Here is a 19,666-nt window from a genome sequence, read left to right on the forward strand (position 1 = left end):
TCACCGAACCTGAACAAATGCCGGGTCTCCGGAATCGCCGTAGTGCGTCCATGTGTAGTACGTCTCACCCGTCTGATCGTTGCGAACCACGCGAAGGGCGCCGGCCCCGGAGGTGCCGGGAGGCGGCTCTACACGATACTCGCGGTAGGGAGAGTTGGCCCCCTGTCCACCGGGCAACTTCCCCTCTCGATTTTGGAATGGAATACCCCATCGCCTCGCAGTCGGACCAGTGGGGACTGTTCCCGCGTCAATATGACTCAAAGTGCGACCAAGAGCAGCCTCTTCCGTTGGAGGAAGAGACCCGGGAGCAATTCGCGCAACGGTCGGACATGGGGTGGTGGAATTGTGCACCAGGACCGGTGTCTCGCCCGCCAGCACATAGTACGTGTGGAGGTCGTCGACGGTGAGGTTGTAGGTGCGGGTGTGCTGATCGAAGGCGCGGTTGGCCTTGACCCGCACGGTGGTGCGGTGAGTGCTGAGGAGTGTGGTGCCGGGGGTGAGGTCGCGGGCTTTGACCCACTGATGTGCTGAGGGGTTCCAGAAGGGGTGTTCGTAGGTGGCGGTGAGTTTGCGGGGGCCGTCAGGGGTGGTGATGGTGAGTTCATCGAAGTGCTTGTCGCCATCGGTGATGATGAGACGGCTGACCTTGCGGGCTGCGGTGCGGCCCGTGGCCGGGTCAGTAGCCAGGACGGTGTCACCCGGGTGGATCGTCTCGATACGCCGCGTGCCGCTGTCGGCCATGAGGACCTTGGTGCCGGCCGGGAAGCACTGGGCGCATCCCGGCACGTACCGCTTGAGGCGCAAGTCCTGCAGCGCGTCCATACCTCGTTCGAGGAGCTTGAACTTGGACCTGAGGGTGACGTCCTCGGCGAGTTGGAGGCAGGCCACGGGGTCCCCGCCCTTGCAGGCGTCGAGTTGTCCAAGGCCCAGGAGGTCCTTCTCGAAGGTCCACGCCTGCCTGCCCGCGGCATCGGCGGCGGGGCCCATGGTGGAGAGCTCGCAGAGGACCTCGTTGTGCTGGCACCAGCGGGCCGGGTGTTCGCGGGGCTCACAGCCGAGCATGCCGCAGCGGTAGCGTGCTTCGGCCTGGCTTCCGGTGTCCTTCTCGGCGGCCTTGCGTTCGGCTTCCTTCTTCTCCACGGCCGCTTGGAAGGCGTCCTTGAAGGCCTGGTCGGCGGCTTTGGAGTCCTTGCCGGCGGCGGTGGCGGAGGCGCGGGCTTGGTCGCCTGCGGTGTAGGCGGCGGTGGCGGATGCCTGGGCCCACTGGGCGGAGCCGGCGGCGTCGACGGCGGAGGTGGCCGCGTCGCTCGCGGACTTGTCGGCGGAGGCGGCGGCCTTGGCCGCGGTGTGGGCGGAGGCGGCTGCCTGGTCGGCGGAGGCCTGCGCGTCCTTGGCGGACTTGGCGGCCTGGTCGGCGTAGCCCTTGGCCTGTTTGCCGGATGCGTCGGCCTTCTTCGCCCAGTCGGCGGCCTGCTGTGCTGCCTTGGCGGCGGTGGCGGCGGCCTTGTGGGCGTCGGCGGCGTTCTGCTGGGCGGTGGCCGCGATGCCGGCGGCGTCCGCGATCAGCTGGGCGATCTGCGCGGTGTGGGTGGCGCCGAGGAAGTCCTGGCGCTGGGCCTTGTACTGGCCGACCTGGATGAACTGGTCCAGCAGGTCGTCGGGGCCTTCCAGGGCGATGCGTGCTGCGGACTTGAGGTCGGGGCCGCCGCTGTCGATCAGCTGGGCCGCGCGGACCCGTTCGTCCTGGGTACGGGCCTGGTATTGCCCGGTGGTGATGAACTGCCGGAATTTCTGCGGGTCGTCGGAGTCCAGCGCGGCCCGGCCGGTCTCATGCACCACCGGTCCGCCGGCGTCGATGATCTGGGCGATGGCGACGCGGAAGTCCTGGGCCCCGGCCTCGTACTGCCCGGTGGCCAGGAACGCGGAGACCTGGTCGTCGCTGCCCTTGAGGGCTTCCTCGGCGGCGGTGCGCACCGAGGCCAGGGAGCTTTCCTGGGCCAGGGTCTGTACTTGGTAGCGGTCGTCCTGGTGGGCGGCTTGTGTGCGGCGGGTGGTGAGGTACTCGACGACGTCCTGGTCGCTGCCGGTGAGGGCCACCTCGGCTGCGCCTCTGCTCCAGGGTCTGCCGGTCTGCATGGTCGCCAGCGCAATCTTGCGACCGGCCGGGGCGAGGGCCTTGGGGTCGGCTCCGGGCTGTGTGGCCTGCGTCGCCAGGGTTTTGGCCTGGGTGTCGGTGTCCTTGACCTGCTGGGCGGCTGCCGTGTCGGCGGCTGTCTGCTGGTCCTGCTGGGCCTTGAGGTCTTTCGCCTGGGCGATGCCGGCGTTGGTGCGTTCGGTCAGCTCCTCCGTCTCGATCTTGACGGCGGTGTTGTGGGTCTTCTTGGCCTTGTCGACGGCCGCGGTGGCCGCGTCGGCTGCGGCCTGGGCGGCCTTGGCATGGGCCGCGGACTGGGCAGCGGCGGTGGCCGCCTGCCCGGCGTGGGCTGCCGCGTCATCGGCGTCCTTGGCGGCGTTCTCCGCATGCGTGGCCGCCGCGTTGGCAGCGTCCCGGGCATCGCTGGCCGCACCGGCCGATTCTGCGGCCAGTGATGCGGCCGCGTTGGCGGCGCGGTTGGCCTCCTGCGCATGGCGGTGGGCCGCAGCCGCTTCGGCACCGGCCTCGGACGAGTGGACGCCAGCCTGGGTTGCGTAGTCGTTGGCCTGGTCTGCGGCGTCGGCGGCGGCGTCGGCGTTGGTGCCGGCATCGGCGGCGGCCTTGGCCGCGTTGCCCGCGTCGGCCGCGGCGTTGCCGGCCTGCGTGGCCGCGTCCGCCGCCAGGCGTGCTCCCTTGGCCGCGGTGCGGGCGTCATCGGCCGCCTTGCGTGCCGCGGACGCCTTCCCCGCGTCCGTGGCCGCGTCCGCTGCGGCGCTCTGGGCACGGGATGCTGCCTGCGCGGCACCCACCGCGGCCGAAGCGGCCTGCTCGGCGGCGCTGGCCGCCAGCCGCGCACTGTTGTTGGCTGCGGAAGCGGCGTCGATCGCCTCCTGCGCGGCCTCCGCGGCCTGCTTGGCCGCCGAGGCCGCACGTCCGGCCGCCGAAGCAGCGTGCAGGGAGTCGTTCTTGGCCGCCTGGGTCTCGGCCGCTGCCTTCTGCGCGGCCTCCTTGGCCAGCTTCGCCGCGGTCACGGCACGCGCGGAGGCGTCCTTGGCCGCCTTGGTCTGTGCCGCCGCTTTGCTGCCGGCCGCCTTGGCCTGCGCCGCCAACTGCGCGACGCTGGCGTGTTCCTGGTCACGGGCGCGCGCCACGTACTGGCCGACCTCGAGGAACTCGTGGATGTCGTCCGCCGAGCCGTCCAGCGCGATCCGACCCGCCGCGGCTATGTTGGGGCCGCCCGCGTCGATGATCTGCGCGACCTCGACCCGTTCGTCCTGCGCCTGCCGGTCGTACTGACCGGTGGACAAGAACGCCTTGATGCCGTCGGGCGTTCCGTTCAGCGCGGCCTGCCCGGCCTTCTTCACCTCCGGGCCGCCCGTATCGATGATCTGTGCGACCTGAACCCGCTGGTCCTGGAAGTACGGATCCTGCCAGCCCTCGTCCAGGAAGTCCTCCAGGTCGTCCTGGGTTCCGTCCAGGGCTGTTCGGGCGGCGTCCTGCAGATTCCGCCCGCCCACGCTGGCGAGCTGGGCCACGGCAACGCGCTCGTCCTGGAACCTGGCGTCGTTCGCCGTGTCGAGGAAGTGCCGTACGTCGTCATCACTTCCGGTCAGTGCGACTTCCGCGCTGGCTCGCACCTCGGGGCCGCCCGTCGACCAAAGGTCGAGCGCGCGGGCACGGTCGGACACGTCGTTGGTGGCGGTACCGCCGCCGGTCGGAGTGCCGTCGGCCATCGCATGGGAGGCCGCGTTCCCGAGCAGACCGACTATGAGTGCAAGCGGCAGCAGACACAGACAGAGCATCCGTGTCGCATGCGCAACCCATCTCACCGCGATGCTCGCGGGATTCCTTCTCTTCAACGCTCTCTCATATCGTTCGTGGTCAGCTGGGGGTCACGCCGGGGACGTTCGGGCAGGCGAGGGCCAGGGGGCGGCTCGCCGGTTGCCCGGGTGCCGCCCCCCACAAGGTCGTGTCCGGGTGTGTCAGCTTGCGGGTGCGAGCTGGATTTCGTCGTGGAGGCCCTTGGCGTCGACGCCGGTGAAGTAGCTGACGTGGCCGTCGTTCCAGCGGACGAGGATGTCGTTGGCGGTGGTGTTGGCGGTGAAGGCGCCTACGGCGATGACGGCAGCGTCCTTCCACTGCGAATTGCGGGAGCGGATCTTGTCTTCGGCGGGCAGGGATGTGCCGGTCATGCCGGGGTAGATGGTGGTCTCGCCGTCGATCCAGCGCACCAGAAGGTCATCGGTGGCCTTCCCGGTGAAGGAGCCGCTGGCGAGTACCTCGGCAGCGGGCCAGGTGTTGTTCTTGGCGACGGGCTGGGTCTGCTTCTTCAGCCCGTTGACCGCCAGGTCGCTGAAGACGGAGACGTGGCCGTCCTTGAAGCTCACCAGCAGGTCGTCGCGCAGGCCGTTCGCGGTGAAGCGGCCGCCGGTCAGCTGCCGGGCGTCGTCCTTCCACTCGGCGGAGCGGGGCGCGGCGAGCTGCTTCTCGCCGTGGAAGCCCTTGGCGTCGACGGATGTGTACAGGGTCATCTCGCCGTCGGACCACCGCACCACGACTCCGTCGGTGCCGCCGCCGGTGTTGATGCCGGTCACGTTGACGGCCTGGGTGAAGATGCTCTTCCCGGGCTTCAACTGGTGTTCCGCGGCGAAGGGGCGGGCGGGGTCGTTCCCGTAGCCGCCCTGGTAGAGGGTGACCTCGCCGTCGCCCCAGACGACGATCAGGTCCATGTGACGCGTACCGCCGGCGGAGTCGCCCGCGTAGTAGCCGGCCGTGATCTGCACGGCGTGCTTCCACGGGGCTGCCGCGAAGACGGGGGCGTAGGCGACCTGCTGGACCCAGGAGGACAGGTCGTCGACCCGGACGACCACCGCGCCGGTGCGGGTCTCGGCCGGATCGGTACCCAGGCAACCGCCCTGCCAGGACAGGCTGCTGACACCCACGACCGCTCCGGTGGTGCCCAGTACCGGACCGCCGGTGTCGCCCTTGCAGATCGCTGCGCCGTCCGACTTGCCCGCCAGGTCGAGGGTCGTGGCGGCGGTGTTCTGCACGGTGAAAGCGGCCGCGTGGACCTGGTCGGGCACCCACTCCTCGCGGGTACGCCCGAACCCGGCGGCCTGGACCTCGTCCCCGGCGGCAGGCGCGGCGCCGGCCACCGGTACGGGGGTGACGCCGCTGACGGGCTTGGCCAGTTGGGCCATCACCACGTCACGGTCCGTGCGCGGCACCAGGTTCACCACCTGCTGGACGCTGCCACCAATGGTGGCGGTCGTCTTCAGCTTCGGCGTGCCGGAGGCGAGTGTGCCGCCGGGGGTGTCGGTGAAGCAGCTCGCGGCGGTCAGGAGCCACTGCGCAGCCACCAGGGTGGCCGAACAGCCGCGTTGGCCGCCGACGTCGAGCCGGGCGGTTGCGGCCGAGACCGCGGCAGAAGCGGTCGGCCCGGACACGGCGGTGGCTGGTGCAGCAGTGAGAGCGGCGACGGCGGTCAGTGAAGTGGCGGCGATCAGGCCGCCGGTCCACGCGGCGCGCGGACGAAAGCCGGACATGAAGATATTCCTTGCTGTTGTGCGAGAACGGGAAGCGGGAAGGCAGGCGGACCGGTCAGCCGGTGACCCGCAGTTCCAGCAGCACGGTCGGTGCACCACCGGCCGTGCCCTCGCCCACACTCTTGATGCTCTTCTTGTCCACATTCACGGTCTTCACCGGCGCGGTGGGGTCGTCCTGCGGCCTCAGATCGGCGCTGATGGGGTGGTCAGCGGTCTCCAGCTCGAACACCCGCGGCAGTTCGAGGGAGAGGTAACCGCTCGCGGCACTCGCCTTGAAGCAGTACGCGCCCTGCGGATCGCCGCTCGGCCCCTGCACGGTGAGGACCTTGATCTGCTGGGCGGAGTCGTCACACGTGGCGAGGGTGATGTGCCCGTCGCCCTTGATCAGCTTGATGCCCTGATCCCGCTGGATCCGATCCGCGTTCGGATACGCGTAGTCCTCCACCGCGGACGGCGGCGTTCCCCCGGCGCTTCCCCCTGTCGGCTGCGGGTCGGCGGACGCGAGCATCGGCGTGCCCACGAGCGTCAGAACGGCAGCAACCCCCGCGACGGGAAGCATCCTGCGCATACCAGGAGTCACCCGAATTCCTTTCCAGGCATGGGTGACGGCATGACGAAAAAGCATCTACGGCCCCCGCGCATAAAGATGTAAAGCGAAAATAAATGGTCGAGCGAGACCCTAAAACGGCATAAGCCCGGAAACAATGTGGCGATCACCACGGGAAGGTCATGGAACCTGCGCGCTTAGTTCACGATGGGGTGGGGATGTAATGCCGTAAATATGGCATAAGGTGCACAAAATTTCGCCCATACCCCTTCGGGCGGCCTTGCGTGCGGCTCTTTATGCTTTCACTATGAACAAGTTTAGCGAACTCTTGCTCAATTCCAGCCTTGATCTTGCATGAGTGTTCGCCGGCTTGTGACCTTGTTGGTCAAGTCTCCGGCGCGTGATCGCTCCCGGATGCGTAGCCATCGGGGTGCCGTCCGCGATCAACACGGCGTCCTTGCGGAACCGCTTGCGCTGCTGGAGCGCGAACGCCGGACCGAGGTGATCGATGATGCGGTCTGCAGCCGACTTCGACACCCCGAAGAGGGGCGCCAGCTGCCGCAGGGTGAGGTTCGTCCGCCAGTACGCGGCGACCAGCAGCACGCGATCCTCCAGCGGCAGGGGCCACGGCCGGCCCCTGCGGACGGGGGGCGGCACCCTCGCGCCGCAACACCGTGATCAATTTGCCGAACTGACGTGGGCTCAGCCCCGTGAACGGGGCTATTCAGGACGGCTCCGACACCGTGATCACATCAGCCACCACGAGATCATCGCCGAAGTCCCGAGGCTCGACTGCCCCCTCCACGGCGCACGATGTACCAACGGTTGGTACCGGCTCAACACTCCATATCCGGAGTTCAACACAGAGAGCCCCCGGTGTGCCTATTGGCCGACCGCACGGCTTGGTCGCAGTCGAACCCGCAGGCACGCCGCGCGCCCTGGCCGCATGCGAGCCCTCCGTGCGGCGCTGTCACGTTGTTGCGGGGCCGATGCCTGACGGTGTGTCGGGGCGTGATGGGTTTGCGGTTGGGGCCTGTGGTCAGTCCGTGGCGGGCTGGCCGGCGGCGCCGGTGATCTGGTCCCAGATGGCGAAGCGGATGGTCATCTCGGCTCGGTAGTCGGGGGCGCTCATCAGGTGGCGGTGGGGCCGGAAGTGGGGCGAGATGCCGCTGAACGCGGACAGGAACCGCTGCGCCCCGCCGGCGGAGCGGAAGCCTTTCATCGCGTGTTCCCGTTGCCGGGTGGGCTGGTGGCTGTTCTCGGCCCGGTTGTTCAGTCCTTTGTGTGAGCAGTGCTCGACCGAGGGCATGACTTCGCGGTGGGCCGCGCCGTAGGAGCGGAGCTTGTCGGTGACGACCACCCGCGGCACCGTGCCGGTCTTCTTCATCAGGCGGCGGAAGAAGCGCCTGGCGGCGGCCTTGTCCCGCCGGTTCTGCACGAGGATGTCGAGCACGTTGCCGTCCTGGTCGACGGCCCGCCACAGGTACTTCAGCTCCCCGTTGATCTTGATGAAGACCTCGTCCAGGTGCCACTTGTCGCCGGGCCGTGGGTGCCGTCGGCGCAGTCCGTTCGCGTAGGCCTGGCCGAACTTGGCGCACCAGCGGCGGATGGTCTCGTAGGAGACGATCACGCCGCGCTGGAGCAGCAGCTCCTCGACCTCGCGGAAGCTGAGCGGGAATCGGTGGTACAGCCACACGCAGTGGGATATGACCTCGACCAGGTAACGGTGCCCCCTATACGACGGCGACGCGCTCTCCACGGACGATCCCCCTCCACCACGACCAACCAGAAGATCATCCCACCCAGCCAGTCAACGTGACAGCGCCCTTGGGCGTGCTGCTGAGCCAGGCATTCCATCGAATCGGGGCGTAGACGCTGGTGGCGTCGAGCCCTGCCAGGAAGCCGTCGACCTCGGTGGGCTCACCCAGGAGCCTGTCTTGGCGATCAGGAGGTCCTTGAAGGCGGACTCCGGAGGGCTGAGCGTTTCCTCCCTCTCCAGCAGACCGCTCCAGCTCCGTGTCGTGGCGCCCGGCTGTCATCAGACCGGCGGCCGACCGAGCCCCGGCAGGATCGTGGAGCAGCGGCGTGCCGTCCAGGCGGTGAGCGCCGGCTGGAGGCACGGGTGTCGACTCCGCTGGGATCACGCCAGCGGACGCGACGGGGCAACGTTACAGCTGCTTGCTGCAAGATTTTGCAGGAGTGCTGCGAGCGGCTAGCCTCAGCGGTCCCGCCGGATCCTCCTCTATGGATCCGGGGTGGGGGACCGCTGACAGGTGCAAGCGAGGGGACGTGAGGGCATGTCGGGGATCCGTTGGGGCGCGGTGCTTCCGCAGGGCTGGCGGCTGGACCTCGGACACCTCTCCGACCCGGTCGAGCAGTTCGAAGCAATGGTCACCGTCGGCCGTAAGGCGGAGGAGCTCGGCTTCGACTCGGTCTGGCTGTACGACCACCTCCAGCCGGTACAGGCGGAGGAGGAGACCGTGTTCGAGTGCTGGACCAGCCTCGCCGCACTCGCCCGAGAGACCCGCCGGGTCCGTCTCGGACAGCTGGTGACGTGCAACAGCTACCGCAACCCAGCGCTGCTCGCCAAGATGGCGGCCACCCTGGACGCCGCCAGCGGTGGCCGGGCCCTGCTCGGCCTCGGGGCCGGCTGGGACCAGCGCGAGTACGAGGCCTACGGCTATCCCGCGCCCTACCCCGCCACCGGCGAGCGGCTGCGCCGCCTCGGCGAGGCAGCCCAGGTGGTCACCTCGATGCTGCGGTCCCCGCGCAGTACCGTGGAAGGCCGTTACTACGGGGTCCGCGACGCCGTCAACGTGCCGACGGGCGTGCAGCAGCCGCACATCCCGCTGCTAATCGGCGGCAGCGGCGAGAAGGTCACCCTGCGCCTGGTCGCGCAGTACGCCGACGCCTGCAACCTGACCGACCACACCGACCCGCAGTTTTACCTCCGCAAGCTCGAAGTGCTCGCCCGCCACTGCGAGGATGTCGGCCGCCCTTACGACGACATCCTGCGCACGGCCACGCTCTCCGTGTTCGTCGCCTCCAACGAGGACGAGCTCGTGCGGATGATGGCCCCCCACCTGAACGGACGCACCCGCGAAGAGTTGGCGGCGCACAATGCCGTGGGCACCCCCAAGCAGCTCGTGGAGACCTTCGGCGCGCTCGTGGACGCAGGAATCGAATACTTCGTCCTTTACTTCCACGAGGCCACGCGGCTGGACTCGATGCGGCTATTCGCCACCGAAGTCATGCCGCAGCTGACGTGACTTGCATTCACCCGGACCCCTGTATTCCACGCCGCCCTGCGGCAGCTCTGCGTGTACATCGAGACCTGGGCTCAAGACGGGCCATCCCGTAAGGCTGGTTACGCGCATGGCGGCAGACCCTGTACAGGAGTTCCCCTCCAAGATCGGTGTCCGGCGGCCATTGCCTTCGGCCGAACCGGCCGCAACTGGCCGTGATTCGGTGCCGGCCCCGCCCATGCAGATCAGAACCAATGGAAGCCCGATCCCGCCCTCGCGGAGCCGCGCGACGAAGCCCCACGGCATCAACGACCGCGCGCGTTGCTGGCCCAGAACCGTGTGATAGCCATGCCCTCCCGGACCTCGGTCGGCAAGGCTATCCGTCAGGCGAGAGACACCCCCCTGGAGGGGTCCCTCTCGCTCGTCGATCTGACCCGAGGGTGCGCCCGGGGTGCGGTGTCAGTTCTTCTTGAAGACCGTCACCGACAGGCTCCCGCAGGCATTGTCGCTCGCGGCGACGGCACCGGTGGTGTCGAGTACCTTCGTCCAGGTTCCCGGCGGCAGAGCCACGTTGTACGTGCTGCCGGTCGGGTTGTCGACGACCACGGTGTCGTAGCTCGTGGGCGTGGCGGGGTTCGAGCTGAAGCGGCCGATCACCACCGAGCCGTCGGCCGTCGCGTTCACCTGATTGTGGACCGCGCCCCAGGTGGTCAGGCGCAGGGCCAAGCTCGCTTTCCGGAGCGCGATCGCGTCCTTGTAGTAGGCGAAGACGTTGGCGTTGACGGTCTTGTCGCTCCAGTGAATCGCGTTGACGGCGTCGGAGGCGTTGTAGGAGTTCATCGCTGTCGCGTAGTCGCCGTTCACGACCTTGGAACGAAGGAACTCGTCGCCCTCGGCGATGATCGGAATACCCTCGGTGGTCAGGACCATGCCGGTGGCGAACCGGTCAATGCGTCCGGCCGTTCCGGTGGCGCCGCCGGACGCGCCGGAGTATGTGATCTTGTCGTAGAGGTTGAGATTGTCGTGAATCGAGGCATAGTTCATGGTCTGCTCGGGGTCCTCGGCGAAGGCAGGGGTCCACAGGTTGGACACGGCGGCGGTGCTGTCGGCGTCCGTGGGTGAGCCGCGCATGCCGAAGGCGATGGCGGAAGCATTGCCCGTGCCACCCATGTAGCCCATGGTGTTGGTATCCGTGCCGCCTCGGATCGCGTCCCGGTAGACGCCGTTGAAGACCCCGAAGTGTGAGGGCGCGAGGGTGGGGACGTTGCCGTAGCGGACCTTCTGCACCTCGTTCGGGTCGGATGCGCCGCCGTTCCAGGCCTCGCCGTACATCAGCAGGTTGCGGCCGGCGTAGGTGGTGTTGAGGTAGTTGGCCCAGGTATTGACGTTGTTGGCGTAGTGCACGCCGACCAGGTCGAAGCGGAAGCCGTCGACGTTGTAGTCCCGGACCCAGTGCTCCAGCGAGTCCTGGATCATGCGGTTGACCATCGGGTTACCGTCGTCGATCGAGTTGCCCGTGCCGGACAGGTCGGTCGAGGTGTAGTACTTGCCGGTGATATTGCCGAAGACGCTCTTGCTGAAGGTGTGGTTGTAGACGACGTCCATGACGACACGGATGCCGTTCTTGTGGAACGCGTTGACCATGTCCTTGAACTCGCGGATCCGGTCCTCAGGAACCGTGTACTGCGAGAACTGCTCCTCGGGCACGTTGTAGTTCACCGGGTCGTAGCCCCAGTTCGGCACGGTGCTGCCGAAGTCGAACGAGGGCATGATCCCCGCCCCGCTGCGCACCCCGTACAGGGCGAGCGCGATCACCGCGTCCGGGATCCTGCGGCCCCGCTCGCCGGAGAAGGGCCGGCTGGCCGGGTACGAGCTGACCCACCACCACCGCCATCCCCGCCGGCAGCTGGAACACCAAGGGCCCCCGGGCCCCGGCCCGGCGGCAGACCCGGCCGGCGACGTCCAAACCCGCTCCAGCGGTCCGGCGCCAGCGGTGCCTCTGAGTCCTGGTAGGTGCCCCTGCACGCCCTCGCCGAGGACAACCTCGCCGCGGCGAGTCCCGACCTGCTGCGCGCGATGGTCAAGACGTTTGCCGACGCGCCTCCCCAGCGTTTGAGCACCAGGACGACCTGCCCGACGCGCCCTGTCACCTCAACCACGTAGACGTAGCCCGTGCCCTCACTCCTGGACGCCCTGGACCGGGCGGTCGGCGCCTACCTGGCCGACCGGCACCGCGCCGGACTCAAGTCCGGCGCAGTTTGCGGTTCTGGCGCCGGGACGCCCGCGGCATCACCGAACTCATCCAGCTGCGACACCTGCAGGATCGCTGTGAGTGAGTACCACCGGCCCCGCCGTACGCGCGGGTCGGGACGGTGGCGCGATGAGGTGACCGCAGTGGGTGCCGGCCGGCACCCACCTCCTCACACGGGTGGCAGGCTTCGGTCGCTCAGGGGCAGTCCGGGGTACTCGTTGTGCCCGAAGCGGGCGCGGGCGTCGCGTCGAGCGCGACTGCCAACGAATCCCGCTTCGGTTTGTTTTTCAAACCAAGATGTGTATGCTGCGATTGGTTTGACATTCAAACCATATTAGTCGGAGGGGTCGTCGAATCACCACCGGCCGTTCCGGGAACCCCCGCCCAGCGCCGCGCAGGACCTGTTCGTCGGGGGCCGTGATCGCCGCCATGCCGGCTCACGACATGTCCCCGCGATCGACCAGGTCCCGGCGCTGGGCGGGTTCGTCTGCCTGAACGGGCCCACGCAGAGCCTCAAGTGATGACCCCTCATACCGAGAAGGAACCGCACCATGACCGTTGTGAAGGCTGCCGCAGTCCAGATCAGCCCCGTGCTCTACAGCCGCGCGGGTACCGTCGGAAAGGTCGTTGAGAAGATCCGCGAGCTGGGCACGAAGGGAGTTCAGTACGCGGTCTTCCCCGAGACCGTCATCCCCTACTACCCGTACTTCTCCTTCGTGCAGGCGCCCTACGCCATGGCCAAGGAGCCGCTGCGCCTGCTCGAGGAGTCGGTGACCGTGCCGTCCGCCGAGACCGACGCCATCGCCCAGGCCGCCCGAGAGGCGCACATGGTCGTCTCGATCGGCGTCAATGAGCGGGACGGCGGGACCATCTACAACACGCAGCTCCTGTTCGACGCGGACGGCACGCTGATCCAGCGCCGCCGCAAGATCACGCCGACCTATCACGAGAGGCTCGTCTGGGGGCAGGGCGACGCCTCCGGCCTGCGCGCGGTGGACAGCGCCGTGGGCCGCGTCGGCCAGCTTGCCTGCTGGGAGCACTACCAGCCCCTGGCCCGCTACGCCCTGATCGCCGACGGCGAGCAGATCCACGCCGCGATGTACCCCGGTTCCTTCGGCGGCGCGCTGTTCGCGGAGCAGATCGAGGTCAATATTCGTCAGCATGCCCTGGAAGCTGCCTGCTTCGTCGTCTGCGCAACCGCATGGCTCGACAAGGACCAGGTGGGGCGCATCGCCGAGGACACCGGTGGTCCCGCGCTGTCCGGGGGGTTCTTCACCGCGATCGTCGATCCCGAAGGACGCGTTCTCGGAGAACCGCTCACCTCCGGCGAGGGCGAGGTCATCGCCGACCTGGACTTCGGACTGATCGACCAGCGCAAGCGCCTGATGGACGCGCGCGGCCACTACAGCCGCCCTGAACTCCTCAGCCTGCAGATCGACCGCACACCGACAGCCCCTGTCCACGAGCGCGGTGCTCAGGCTCCGGTCCGCAGCGCTCGTGCGGTGGAAGAGGGCTCTTCCACCGCGGAGTGAGCCGCTCCTGGCCGTGCTGCTCCCGCGCCCGCCGCGGGAGCAGCACGGCCGGCCGCCCCGGGAGGGCTCGGCCGTGGTGAGGTCGGCCGTGCATACCCATCCGCACGGGTGCCCCCGGCATCCGCGGCAGGCCCGGGACGGCGGGAGGCGGAGATCAACCGCCCTCGACGCCCTGGAAGAGGTCGTTCTCCTGCTCTCCGCCAGTCCACGGTGGGTCGGCTCGTACGTACTCCTCGACAGGGTTCTCACGACCGGTCAGGCTCAACATCCCCAGCAGGGCCTGAGCGTCCGACTGGCTGGCGTGTGCCGCCAGCGCCCGAAGCTTCTGGTCCCAGAACCCGGAGATGTCCACGACGGTGGTGACGTCGTCATCGTCAACGCCCATGTCCAGCGGGGGAGTCCAGGCGTCAGGACCGAGGGAAGCCTGCGCCAGGGTTCGTACCGCCGCGAGGCGGGAGACGGAGAGGGCGATGTGGTACAGCTTCGGCAGGCGCCGGCCGGTACGCGTGCCGGCACCTCCCTGGACAGGGAAGCCGCCGGCCGTCCGAATGCGCTCGAACGCGGCGGTCGTGAGGTCGTGCGTACGGACATGATCCGGGTGGTTCGAAAGCCCGTTGGGGGGATAGGTCACCAGGACATCCGGCCGGTACTCGTGCATGAGGGCTTCGAGCTGCCGGACGACCGGCTCGCCGTCGAGCCTGCTGAACGCACGAGGGTCGATGTCGTCGGGGGAGTCGGGCAGCCCGGAGTCCGGATGGTCCAGCCGAATCAGGTGACTCACACCCAGTGCGGCACCGGATATGGCGAGCTCGTGGGCGCGCCGTGCGGCGACCTCCTCGGGCCGGTGGTCGTGGTGGCCGGGTTTGCGGCCGTCGACTCCGTCACCCTGTCCGCCATCGGTGCAAGTGACAAGGACTGTCCGGACGCCCGCAGCCGCGTATCGCGCGAGTGTGCCGCCTGTCTGGCTGGCCTCGTCGTCCGGGTGCGCGTGCACGACCATCAGCGTTGGCCGGCGGGTCTCCGATGTATTCAATGTGAGCGCTTCTCTCTGGTGCGACGGAACTGGATCGATACGTGTCGTATCGATGTGTGTCGCCGCTTCGCTTGACAGCCGTTACTGGACCTGTGTGTGACGTACCGACAGATTCGGCGGGAGCCGGAGCGCGGGCAGATGCCACGTCGGCCGATTCCGGGCGGTGAAATGGGCTGCCCGGCCGGTCGCTTCGAGTCGATCATTCACCGCCTCCTCATACGGCACTGCGAGATTGAATGGTTTGAGTTTCAAACCAAGCACTGTTACCGTACCCGAGCAAGTTGCAGCTCACAACAAGACATGAGGAGTTGTGCACGGTGAACAATGCGCAGCCCGCCCCCGCGGGGGAGAACCAGAACACTGTCGACGACGGCCCCCGGGATGAGGGGCCCGCGAACAATCGGCGGGCTGGTTGGGTGTTGGCCCTGGGCAGCCTCGGCGCTTTCGTGGTTTTTCTCGACACCACGATTGTGAACATCGCCTTCCAGACCATCAGCCACAGTTTCAACACCACAGCCGGGCATTTGGCGTGGGTTCTCAATGCATACAGCCTGGTGTTCGCTGCGATGCTCATCCCGGCAGGCCGGGTAGCCGACCGTTACGGGCGCAAGAACATATTCATCGTGGGCATCACCGGATTCGCGCTCATGAGTGCGCTGTGCGGGCTGGCGCCGAGTGCGGGAGTACTGATCACCGCCCGCGCGCTGCAAGCGGTCTTCGCCGCCCTTGTCGTGCCGTCCTCGCTGGCGCTCGTCCTTCACGAGTTCCACGCCGCCCGCCGACATGTCGCAATCGGCGTCTGGGGTGCGATGGCCGCCGCGGCGGCAGCGGTCGGCCCCACGCTCGGAGCGCTGCTCACCGAGTACGCGTCATGGCGATGGATCTTCCTGGTCAACGTGCCGATCGCGGCAGTGATCGTGGCGCTCGGCAGACGTCTGCTCCACGAGTCCCGTGACCCGCAGGCCTCCGGCCTTCCCGATCCTCTCGGGGCGCTCCTCGTGGCAGCGATTCCCGCGCTTCTCAGCTTCTCCATCATCGAGGGACCTTCTCGTGGATGGTCCGACTCGTGGGTGGTGATCGGATTCGTCGCGGCGGCCCTGGCTCTTCCCGTCTTCCTGTGGCGTACATCGAAGGCCGCACGGCCGGTGATGGATCTCGCCCTCTTCAAGGAGCGTCAGTTCTCGGAGATCAACGCCGCGACGCTCTTGTTCTCGACGGCGTTCTTCGGCCTTCTGCTGGCCAATCTGATCTTTCTTCAGGTGGAATGGCACTACTCGGTACTGCGCGCAGCGCTCGCCAGTTCCGCCGGGCCGATCGTCGTCACCATCATCGCGCGCTCCACGACCAAGCTGGCCACCGTTGTCGGACATCGACGCGTACTTTTCGCCGGCGCCGTCACCTGGACACTCGGCTGCCTCGGCTTCGCTCTTTTCGTCGACTCCTCACCGCACTGGGTGACCCACTGGCTTCCGTGGACTCTGCTCACCGGACTGGGTATCGGTCTCACCCTGCCTGTGCAGTCCGGTGCCGCCGTCGCGAAACTTCCCCCGGCGCAGTTCGCCGTCGGATCCGCGATCAACTCCAGTTTCAGGCAGCTCGGGGCAGTTTTGGGAGTCAGCATCTTCGTCGCTCTCCTGGGAACTTCGAAAATGGGCCCCGGAGTGGACAATTTCCAGCACATCTGGTGGGTCTTTGCGGCTCTCGGCCTCGCCGCGGGCGTTGTCCAGGCCCTGCCGCGTCTGAGGTCTGTTTCCGCGCCCTCCGCGCGCTGAGGATCCCGCCGTTCGCGGCAGAAGAAGCTCCTGCCCGAGACCTCGAATTCCGATCTCGGGCAGGAGGGCCGATGACGCCATGGTGAGCGTGAGGTGACGAACCCTCAGGAAGGTGAGCTCGCCGTCACGTTCACCAGCCAGGAGGTCCCGAACCTGTCGACGCACTGTCCGTGCAGCGCGCCCCACGCGGATTTGGCGAAGGGCACCGTCACGGTTCCGCCGTCGGAGAGCCGGTGCCAGTAGGCGGTGAGGTGCGTCTCGTCGCCTCCGAGGGCCACGGAGAAGGAGCCGCCGGGCCCATGTGATTCCGGGGTCGTGGTGTCCGATCCCATGAGGACGACGCCGACAGCGCCTTTCAACATCGAGTGCGCGACCAGGTTCTCCTGGCCGGCGTCCTCCGCTCGGTGCAGATCCGCGTACGTGGTGATGTCCAGCGTGCCGCCGAAGACCGAGTGGTAGAACTCCATCGCTTCACGCGCGTTGCCGCCGAAGTTGAGGTAGGGAGTGACTCGAGCAGTCATGGACCGTCCTCCAGTTTAGTTTGATTTTCAAACCATACCAGCGCGGACCGGCCGCCCCCAAGGTGGCCCGCGGGGCGCTCCGTCCAGACTCGCTGTGGCGCGAAGGTGAGAGCATCCCGGTTTGTACAGGGTCGTGGTCCGCAATGAACGGTTTGATACACAAACCGTAAGTTGATATGCTGAAACGTGCCTGAATTTCCCGTAGTCCCCGGAAGGCCCTGCGCGGTCGCAGCCACGCTGGAGCTCGTCGGCGACCGTTGGTCGTTGCTGATCGCCCGCGAGATCATGTTCGGCAACCGGCGCTTCAGCCAGATCGCCCGCAACACCGGAGCGCCGCGCGACCGTCTCGCCGCGCGACTCAAATCTCTCGTGGCCGAAGGCATTCTCGAAAAGCACGAGTATCAGGCGACGCGATTCGAGTACCACCTCACCGAGTCGGGCAGAGAACTCCTACCCCTGCTCGTCAGCCTCCTGGCCTGGGGCGACCGCTGGGCCGTCGCCGAGCCGCCCATGATCCTGGAACACCATGACCACCGGGTCCGGCCGACCACTGTGTGTGGCGAGTGCGGAGAAGCGATCGGCAGCGGAGGGCTTCACTGGACGCCCAACACGCCGGGATGGTCGATGGCGGGACCCGAGGCCTGACGGGCCGGACACCGGGAGAATTCCTCTCGTCACCGGTTGCATCACACACATAGGGCAGTGGTCGCACGGCCGAGACCCCTCGTGATCGGCGCCCAGCAGAGCGCTGGCGGGTCACGCTCCGCGTTGCCGGCGGGTCGGCTTCTTCGCGGCCGTGGTCTTCTTCGGATTCGACTCGGGCATCTCATGGACCTCGGCGTCACGGCTGTCCTCACCGCGCGCGGCCTGCGCCTTGCGAACGCTCTCCTGCAGGGCGACCATCAGGTCGACGGCCCTGCCCGTTTCCGCCGGCTCCGCAGGAGCCCTGGTCGGTTCGCGATGCTCACACTTCGCGTCGAGCATCTGCTCCACGGCCTCCGTGTAGCGGTCGGTGAACTCCTCTCCGACGAGGTCGTCGCGGGTCATCCCGGCGATGAGCTGTTCAGCTTCCGAGATCTCCGCATCGGTCACCGTCACCGCCTCCGGGGCCAGCTCGGCAGGTGAGGCGAACTTCGCCACAGCCACCTTGCTGCTCCGCTCCAGCGCCATGCGCAGCAGCTTGTAGGACTCGGCCGGGCCCGGGGCGGAGAGGCCGCGGCTGCGCTGTGGAGGGGTGGCGAGGCGCACCGCCGGGGGAGGTTCGGTGCGCCTCGCCGGCTTGTGGGTCAGTGCCGTGCAGCGTCCGTGATCAGGTCGGTCACGACGTCCGGCTTAGCGACCATGGACAGGTGCGGGGCGTTGACCTTGACGGTGTGCGCGTGTGCGCGGTTGGTCAGGTACGTCTGCTCGGCAGGCGGCAGCACCTTGTCGGCGGTGCCGATCAGGGCCCAGGAGGGGATGCTCTTCCAGGCGGGTGTGCCCGAGGGCTCCTCGAGAGCGCTGGCGGCCAGCGGGCGCTGGGAGGCAGCGAGGACGGCCGCCTTGTCCGGGTCGATGCCTGCGGCGAAGATCTGCGGGAAGAGTTCGGGCTTGACGTAGAGGTCGACGTTGCCGCCGCCGTTGGGGATGGGCACGAAGTTGAACACCGTGCTGGGATCGGGCACGTTCAGTGCCGATCCTTCTTCGGCGCCCGTGAGCTGTCCGAGCGTCTCACCGGCGTCGGGGATGTAGGCGTCGACGTATACCAGGGACTTGACGTTGTTGTTGCCCGTGGCGGCGTTGGAGATGACCATGCCGCCGTAGGAGTGGCCGACCAGGACGATGGGGCCGTTGATGGTGCTCAGGTAGGCCTTGAGGTTCTCGGAGTCCGTCGCGACTCCTCTGAGGGTGTTGGGCGGAACCTTGACGGTGTAGCCCTGGTGCTGCAGCCGCTTGGTGACGGCGTTCCAACTGGAGCCGTCCGCCCAGGCGCCGTGGACCAGAACGATGGTCGGCCGGACGTAGTGCGTAGGATCCGAGGCCTGGGCGGCGCCTGCGGGGTCGGCTATCAGGACCAGGGCGCCGGCGGCTGCGGCAGCCGCGGCAACGACACTGCGAGTGCGGTTCATAATGTCCGTTCTGTTGCTTATCGGAGCGTTGGCTCCTCCAGGCGGCGTCGGTACCGGCACCTGGAAGTCTTCCTCGGCGAACGTTCTGCAGGTCGCCGTCCTGCCCTCGCGTCCCAAAGTGCGAGGCGGTCAGTAGCCCTTTCCCTGCAGCCACTTGAGAGCGAACTCGGCCACCTCACGCCATCCGTGGTCGATGGTGAGGGAGTGGCCGCGGTCGGAGAATTCCTTGAGTTCGGTGACAGCCTTCGAATGCCGGTACTGCTTGAAGGTCGCCCTCGAAATGGCAGGGGGAACGGTGTGGTCCTTCCCTCCCGTGATCAGCAGCAGCGGGCCGCGGTCGTCGTTGCGTGTTTCGACCTTGAGGGGCGAGTTGGGCGAGAAGTTCATCACTGACGCCTCGAACAGTGGCTTGGCCGGGCCGGGGATACTCCACCGCTGGTGGAGTGCATCGGACTCCAGTGCGCTGACGGCGTTTCCGAAGCCGTAACGGAACTGCTCGCGCGTCAGAGAAACGGCACGCTTGCTGTTGGCTGGGTTCTTCAGACCGGGAAATGCGCTGCGCAACATCGCGAGCGGCACCGGTCTGACGCCCTTGATCTGCGCGGCGTCCACGGCGACGGCTGCGGCGGCCCGGTTGAGACCGAGGAGCTTTTCGGTGACGGCTCCGCCGAAGGAGTGCCCGATGACGATGGGCTGCGCCTCCAGGCCGTCGATCAACTGCTCGTAGTGGGCGACAATCGCGCCGAAGCTGTGGCCGGCGAGGGCTTCGGGGTGACGTCGGGTCTCTTCGACCGTCGCGGCCTGGCCGGGCCACCCCGGCGCTATCGGGTCGTAGCCGGCGTCCCTGAAGAATTCCATCCAGGGCGCCCACGACATGCTGTGGACCCAGAGGCCGGGGATGAAGACGACGGGCCTACGCAATGAGGGCATGACGAGTTCCTTCGGGTGGGATGTGCGAAGTACGGCGGGCGCGGTGTG

At 67.8% G+C, this 19,666-nt stretch carries 14 protein-coding genes and 1 pseudogene; 4 read left to right on the forward strand and 11 right to left on the reverse strand.

Annotation, left to right across the window (positions count from 1 at the left end; genetic code table 11):
• The 5 genes and pseudogenes from AAFF41_RS07070 to AAFF41_RS07090 form a co-directional block, all read right to left on the reverse strand.
• Nucleotides 1-3,867 (reverse strand): polymorphic toxin-type HINT domain-containing protein, encoded by a 3,867-nt coding sequence (locus AAFF41_RS07070; RefSeq protein WP_343323697.1) that lies wholly within the window; start codon nucleotides 3,865-3,867, stop codon nucleotides 1-3.
• Between the two features lie 249 nt (nucleotides 3,868-4,116).
• Complete coding sequence (locus tag AAFF41_RS07075; protein ID WP_343323698.1) at nucleotides 4,117-5,679, reverse strand: trypsin-like serine protease; 1,563 nt, start codon at nucleotides 5,677-5,679, stop codon at nucleotides 4,117-4,119.
• Nucleotides 5,680-5,734: 55 nt separating this feature from the next.
• Nucleotides 5,735-6,259 (reverse strand): hypothetical protein, encoded by a 525-nt coding sequence (locus tag AAFF41_RS07080; protein ID WP_343323699.1) that lies wholly within the window; start codon nucleotides 6,257-6,259, stop codon nucleotides 5,735-5,737.
• A 360-nt stretch (nucleotides 6,260-6,619) separates the two neighbouring features.
• Nucleotides 6,620-6,950: pseudogene (locus AAFF41_RS07085) on the reverse strand (helix-turn-helix domain-containing protein); the annotation flags it as partial.
• 315 nt (nucleotides 6,951-7,265) lie between these two features.
• On the reverse strand, nucleotides 7,266-7,985 hold the full coding sequence (locus tag AAFF41_RS07090) for an IS6 family transposase (protein WP_343323700.1): 720 nt from the start codon (nucleotides 7,983-7,985) through the stop codon (nucleotides 7,266-7,268).
• A gap of 538 nt (nucleotides 7,986-8,523) precedes the next feature.
• Between AAFF41_RS07090 and AAFF41_RS07095 the strand changes: the two genes are divergently transcribed.
• A complete protein-coding gene (locus AAFF41_RS07095; RefSeq protein WP_343323701.1) occupies nucleotides 8,524-9,495 on the forward strand; it encodes an LLM class F420-dependent oxidoreductase in 972 nt (323 codons plus the stop codon).
• Nucleotides 9,496-9,930: 435 nt separating this feature from the next.
• Here the strand turns inward: AAFF41_RS07095 and AAFF41_RS07100 are convergent, their stop codons facing one another.
• Nucleotides 9,931-11,286, reverse strand: a complete 1,356-nt coding sequence (locus tag AAFF41_RS07100; protein ID WP_343323702.1) for an alpha-amylase family protein — start codon at nucleotides 11,284-11,286, stop codon at nucleotides 9,931-9,933.
• 987 nt (nucleotides 11,287-12,273) lie between these two features.
• On the opposite strand from AAFF41_RS07100, the gene AAFF41_RS07105 reads away from it, so the two are divergent.
• Complete coding sequence (locus AAFF41_RS07105; RefSeq protein WP_343323703.1) at nucleotides 12,274-13,254, forward strand: nitrilase-related carbon-nitrogen hydrolase; 981 nt, start codon at nucleotides 12,274-12,276, stop codon at nucleotides 13,252-13,254.
• 154 nt (nucleotides 13,255-13,408) lie between these two features.
• Here the strand turns inward: AAFF41_RS07105 and AAFF41_RS07110 are convergent, their stop codons facing one another.
• Complete coding sequence (locus AAFF41_RS07110) at nucleotides 13,409-14,248, reverse strand: PIG-L deacetylase family protein (protein WP_343323704.1); 840 nt, start codon at nucleotides 14,246-14,248, stop codon at nucleotides 13,409-13,411.
• 356 nt (nucleotides 14,249-14,604) lie between these two features.
• Between AAFF41_RS07110 and AAFF41_RS07115 the strand changes: the two genes are divergently transcribed.
• The gene (locus AAFF41_RS07115) at nucleotides 14,605-16,059 is read left to right on the forward strand and encodes an MFS transporter (protein WP_343323705.1); all 1,455 of its coding nucleotides are present in this window, start codon (nucleotides 14,605-14,607) and stop codon (nucleotides 16,057-16,059) included.
• Between the two features lie 104 nt (nucleotides 16,060-16,163).
• On the opposite strand, the gene AAFF41_RS07120 is transcribed toward AAFF41_RS07115, so the two are convergent.
• Nucleotides 16,164-16,580 (reverse strand): VOC family protein, encoded by a 417-nt coding sequence (locus AAFF41_RS07120; protein WP_343323706.1) that lies wholly within the window; start codon nucleotides 16,578-16,580, stop codon nucleotides 16,164-16,166.
• Between the two features lie 186 nt (nucleotides 16,581-16,766).
• Between AAFF41_RS07120 and AAFF41_RS07125 the strand changes: the two genes are divergently transcribed.
• Nucleotides 16,767-17,225, forward strand: a complete 459-nt coding sequence (locus AAFF41_RS07125; protein WP_343323707.1) for a winged helix-turn-helix transcriptional regulator — start codon at nucleotides 16,767-16,769, stop codon at nucleotides 17,223-17,225.
• 111 nt (nucleotides 17,226-17,336) lie between these two features.
• Here the strand turns inward: AAFF41_RS07125 and AAFF41_RS07130 are convergent, their stop codons facing one another.
• The 3 genes from AAFF41_RS07130 to AAFF41_RS07140 form a co-directional block, all read right to left on the reverse strand.
• Nucleotides 17,337-17,828 carry a hypothetical protein gene (locus AAFF41_RS07130; protein ID WP_343323708.1) on the reverse strand — a complete coding sequence of 164 codons (492 nt, stop codon included), beginning with the start codon at nucleotides 17,826-17,828 and terminating at the stop codon, nucleotides 17,337-17,339.
• Between the two features lie 38 nt (nucleotides 17,829-17,866).
• Nucleotides 17,867-18,688, reverse strand: a complete 822-nt coding sequence (locus AAFF41_RS07135) for an alpha/beta fold hydrolase (RefSeq protein WP_343323709.1) — start codon at nucleotides 18,686-18,688, stop codon at nucleotides 17,867-17,869.
• A gap of 129 nt (nucleotides 18,689-18,817) precedes the next feature.
• Nucleotides 18,818-19,618 (reverse strand): alpha/beta hydrolase, encoded by an 801-nt coding sequence (locus AAFF41_RS07140; protein ID WP_343323710.1) that lies wholly within the window; start codon nucleotides 19,616-19,618, stop codon nucleotides 18,818-18,820.
• Nucleotides 19,619-19,666: the final 48 nt, after the last annotated feature.

The organism is Streptomyces mirabilis, assembly GCF_039503195.1.
Lineage (GTDB): Bacteria > Actinomycetota > Actinomycetes > Streptomycetales > Streptomycetaceae > Streptomyces > Streptomyces mirabilis_D.

Excerpts from the sequence above, each read along its gene's own strand:
- AAFF41_RS07070 (WP_343323697.1), bottom strand. The coding sequence starts at position 3,867 with ATGGCCGACGGCACTCCGACCGGCGGCGGTACCGCCACCAACGACGTG.
- AAFF41_RS07075 (WP_343323698.1), bottom strand. The coding sequence starts at position 5,679 with ATGTCCGGCTTTCGTCCGCGCGCCGCGTGGACCGGCGGCCTGATCGCC.
- AAFF41_RS07095 (WP_343323701.1), top strand. The coding sequence starts at position 8,524 with ATGTCGGGGATCCGTTGGGGCGCGGTGCTTCCGCAGGGCTGGCGGCTG.
- AAFF41_RS07105 (WP_343323703.1), top strand. The coding sequence starts at position 12,274 with ATGACCGTTGTGAAGGCTGCCGCAGTCCAGATCAGCCCCGTGCTCTAC.
- AAFF41_RS07120 (WP_343323706.1), bottom strand. The coding sequence starts at position 16,580 with ATGACTGCTCGAGTCACTCCCTACCTCAACTTCGGCGGCAACGCGCGT.
- AAFF41_RS07135 (WP_343323709.1), bottom strand. The coding sequence starts at position 18,688 with ATGAACCGCACTCGCAGTGTCGTTGCCGCGGCTGCCGCAGCCGCCGGC.
- AAFF41_RS07140 (WP_343323710.1), bottom strand. The coding sequence starts at position 19,618 with ATGCCCTCATTGCGTAGGCCCGTCGTCTTCATCCCCGGCCTCTGGGTC.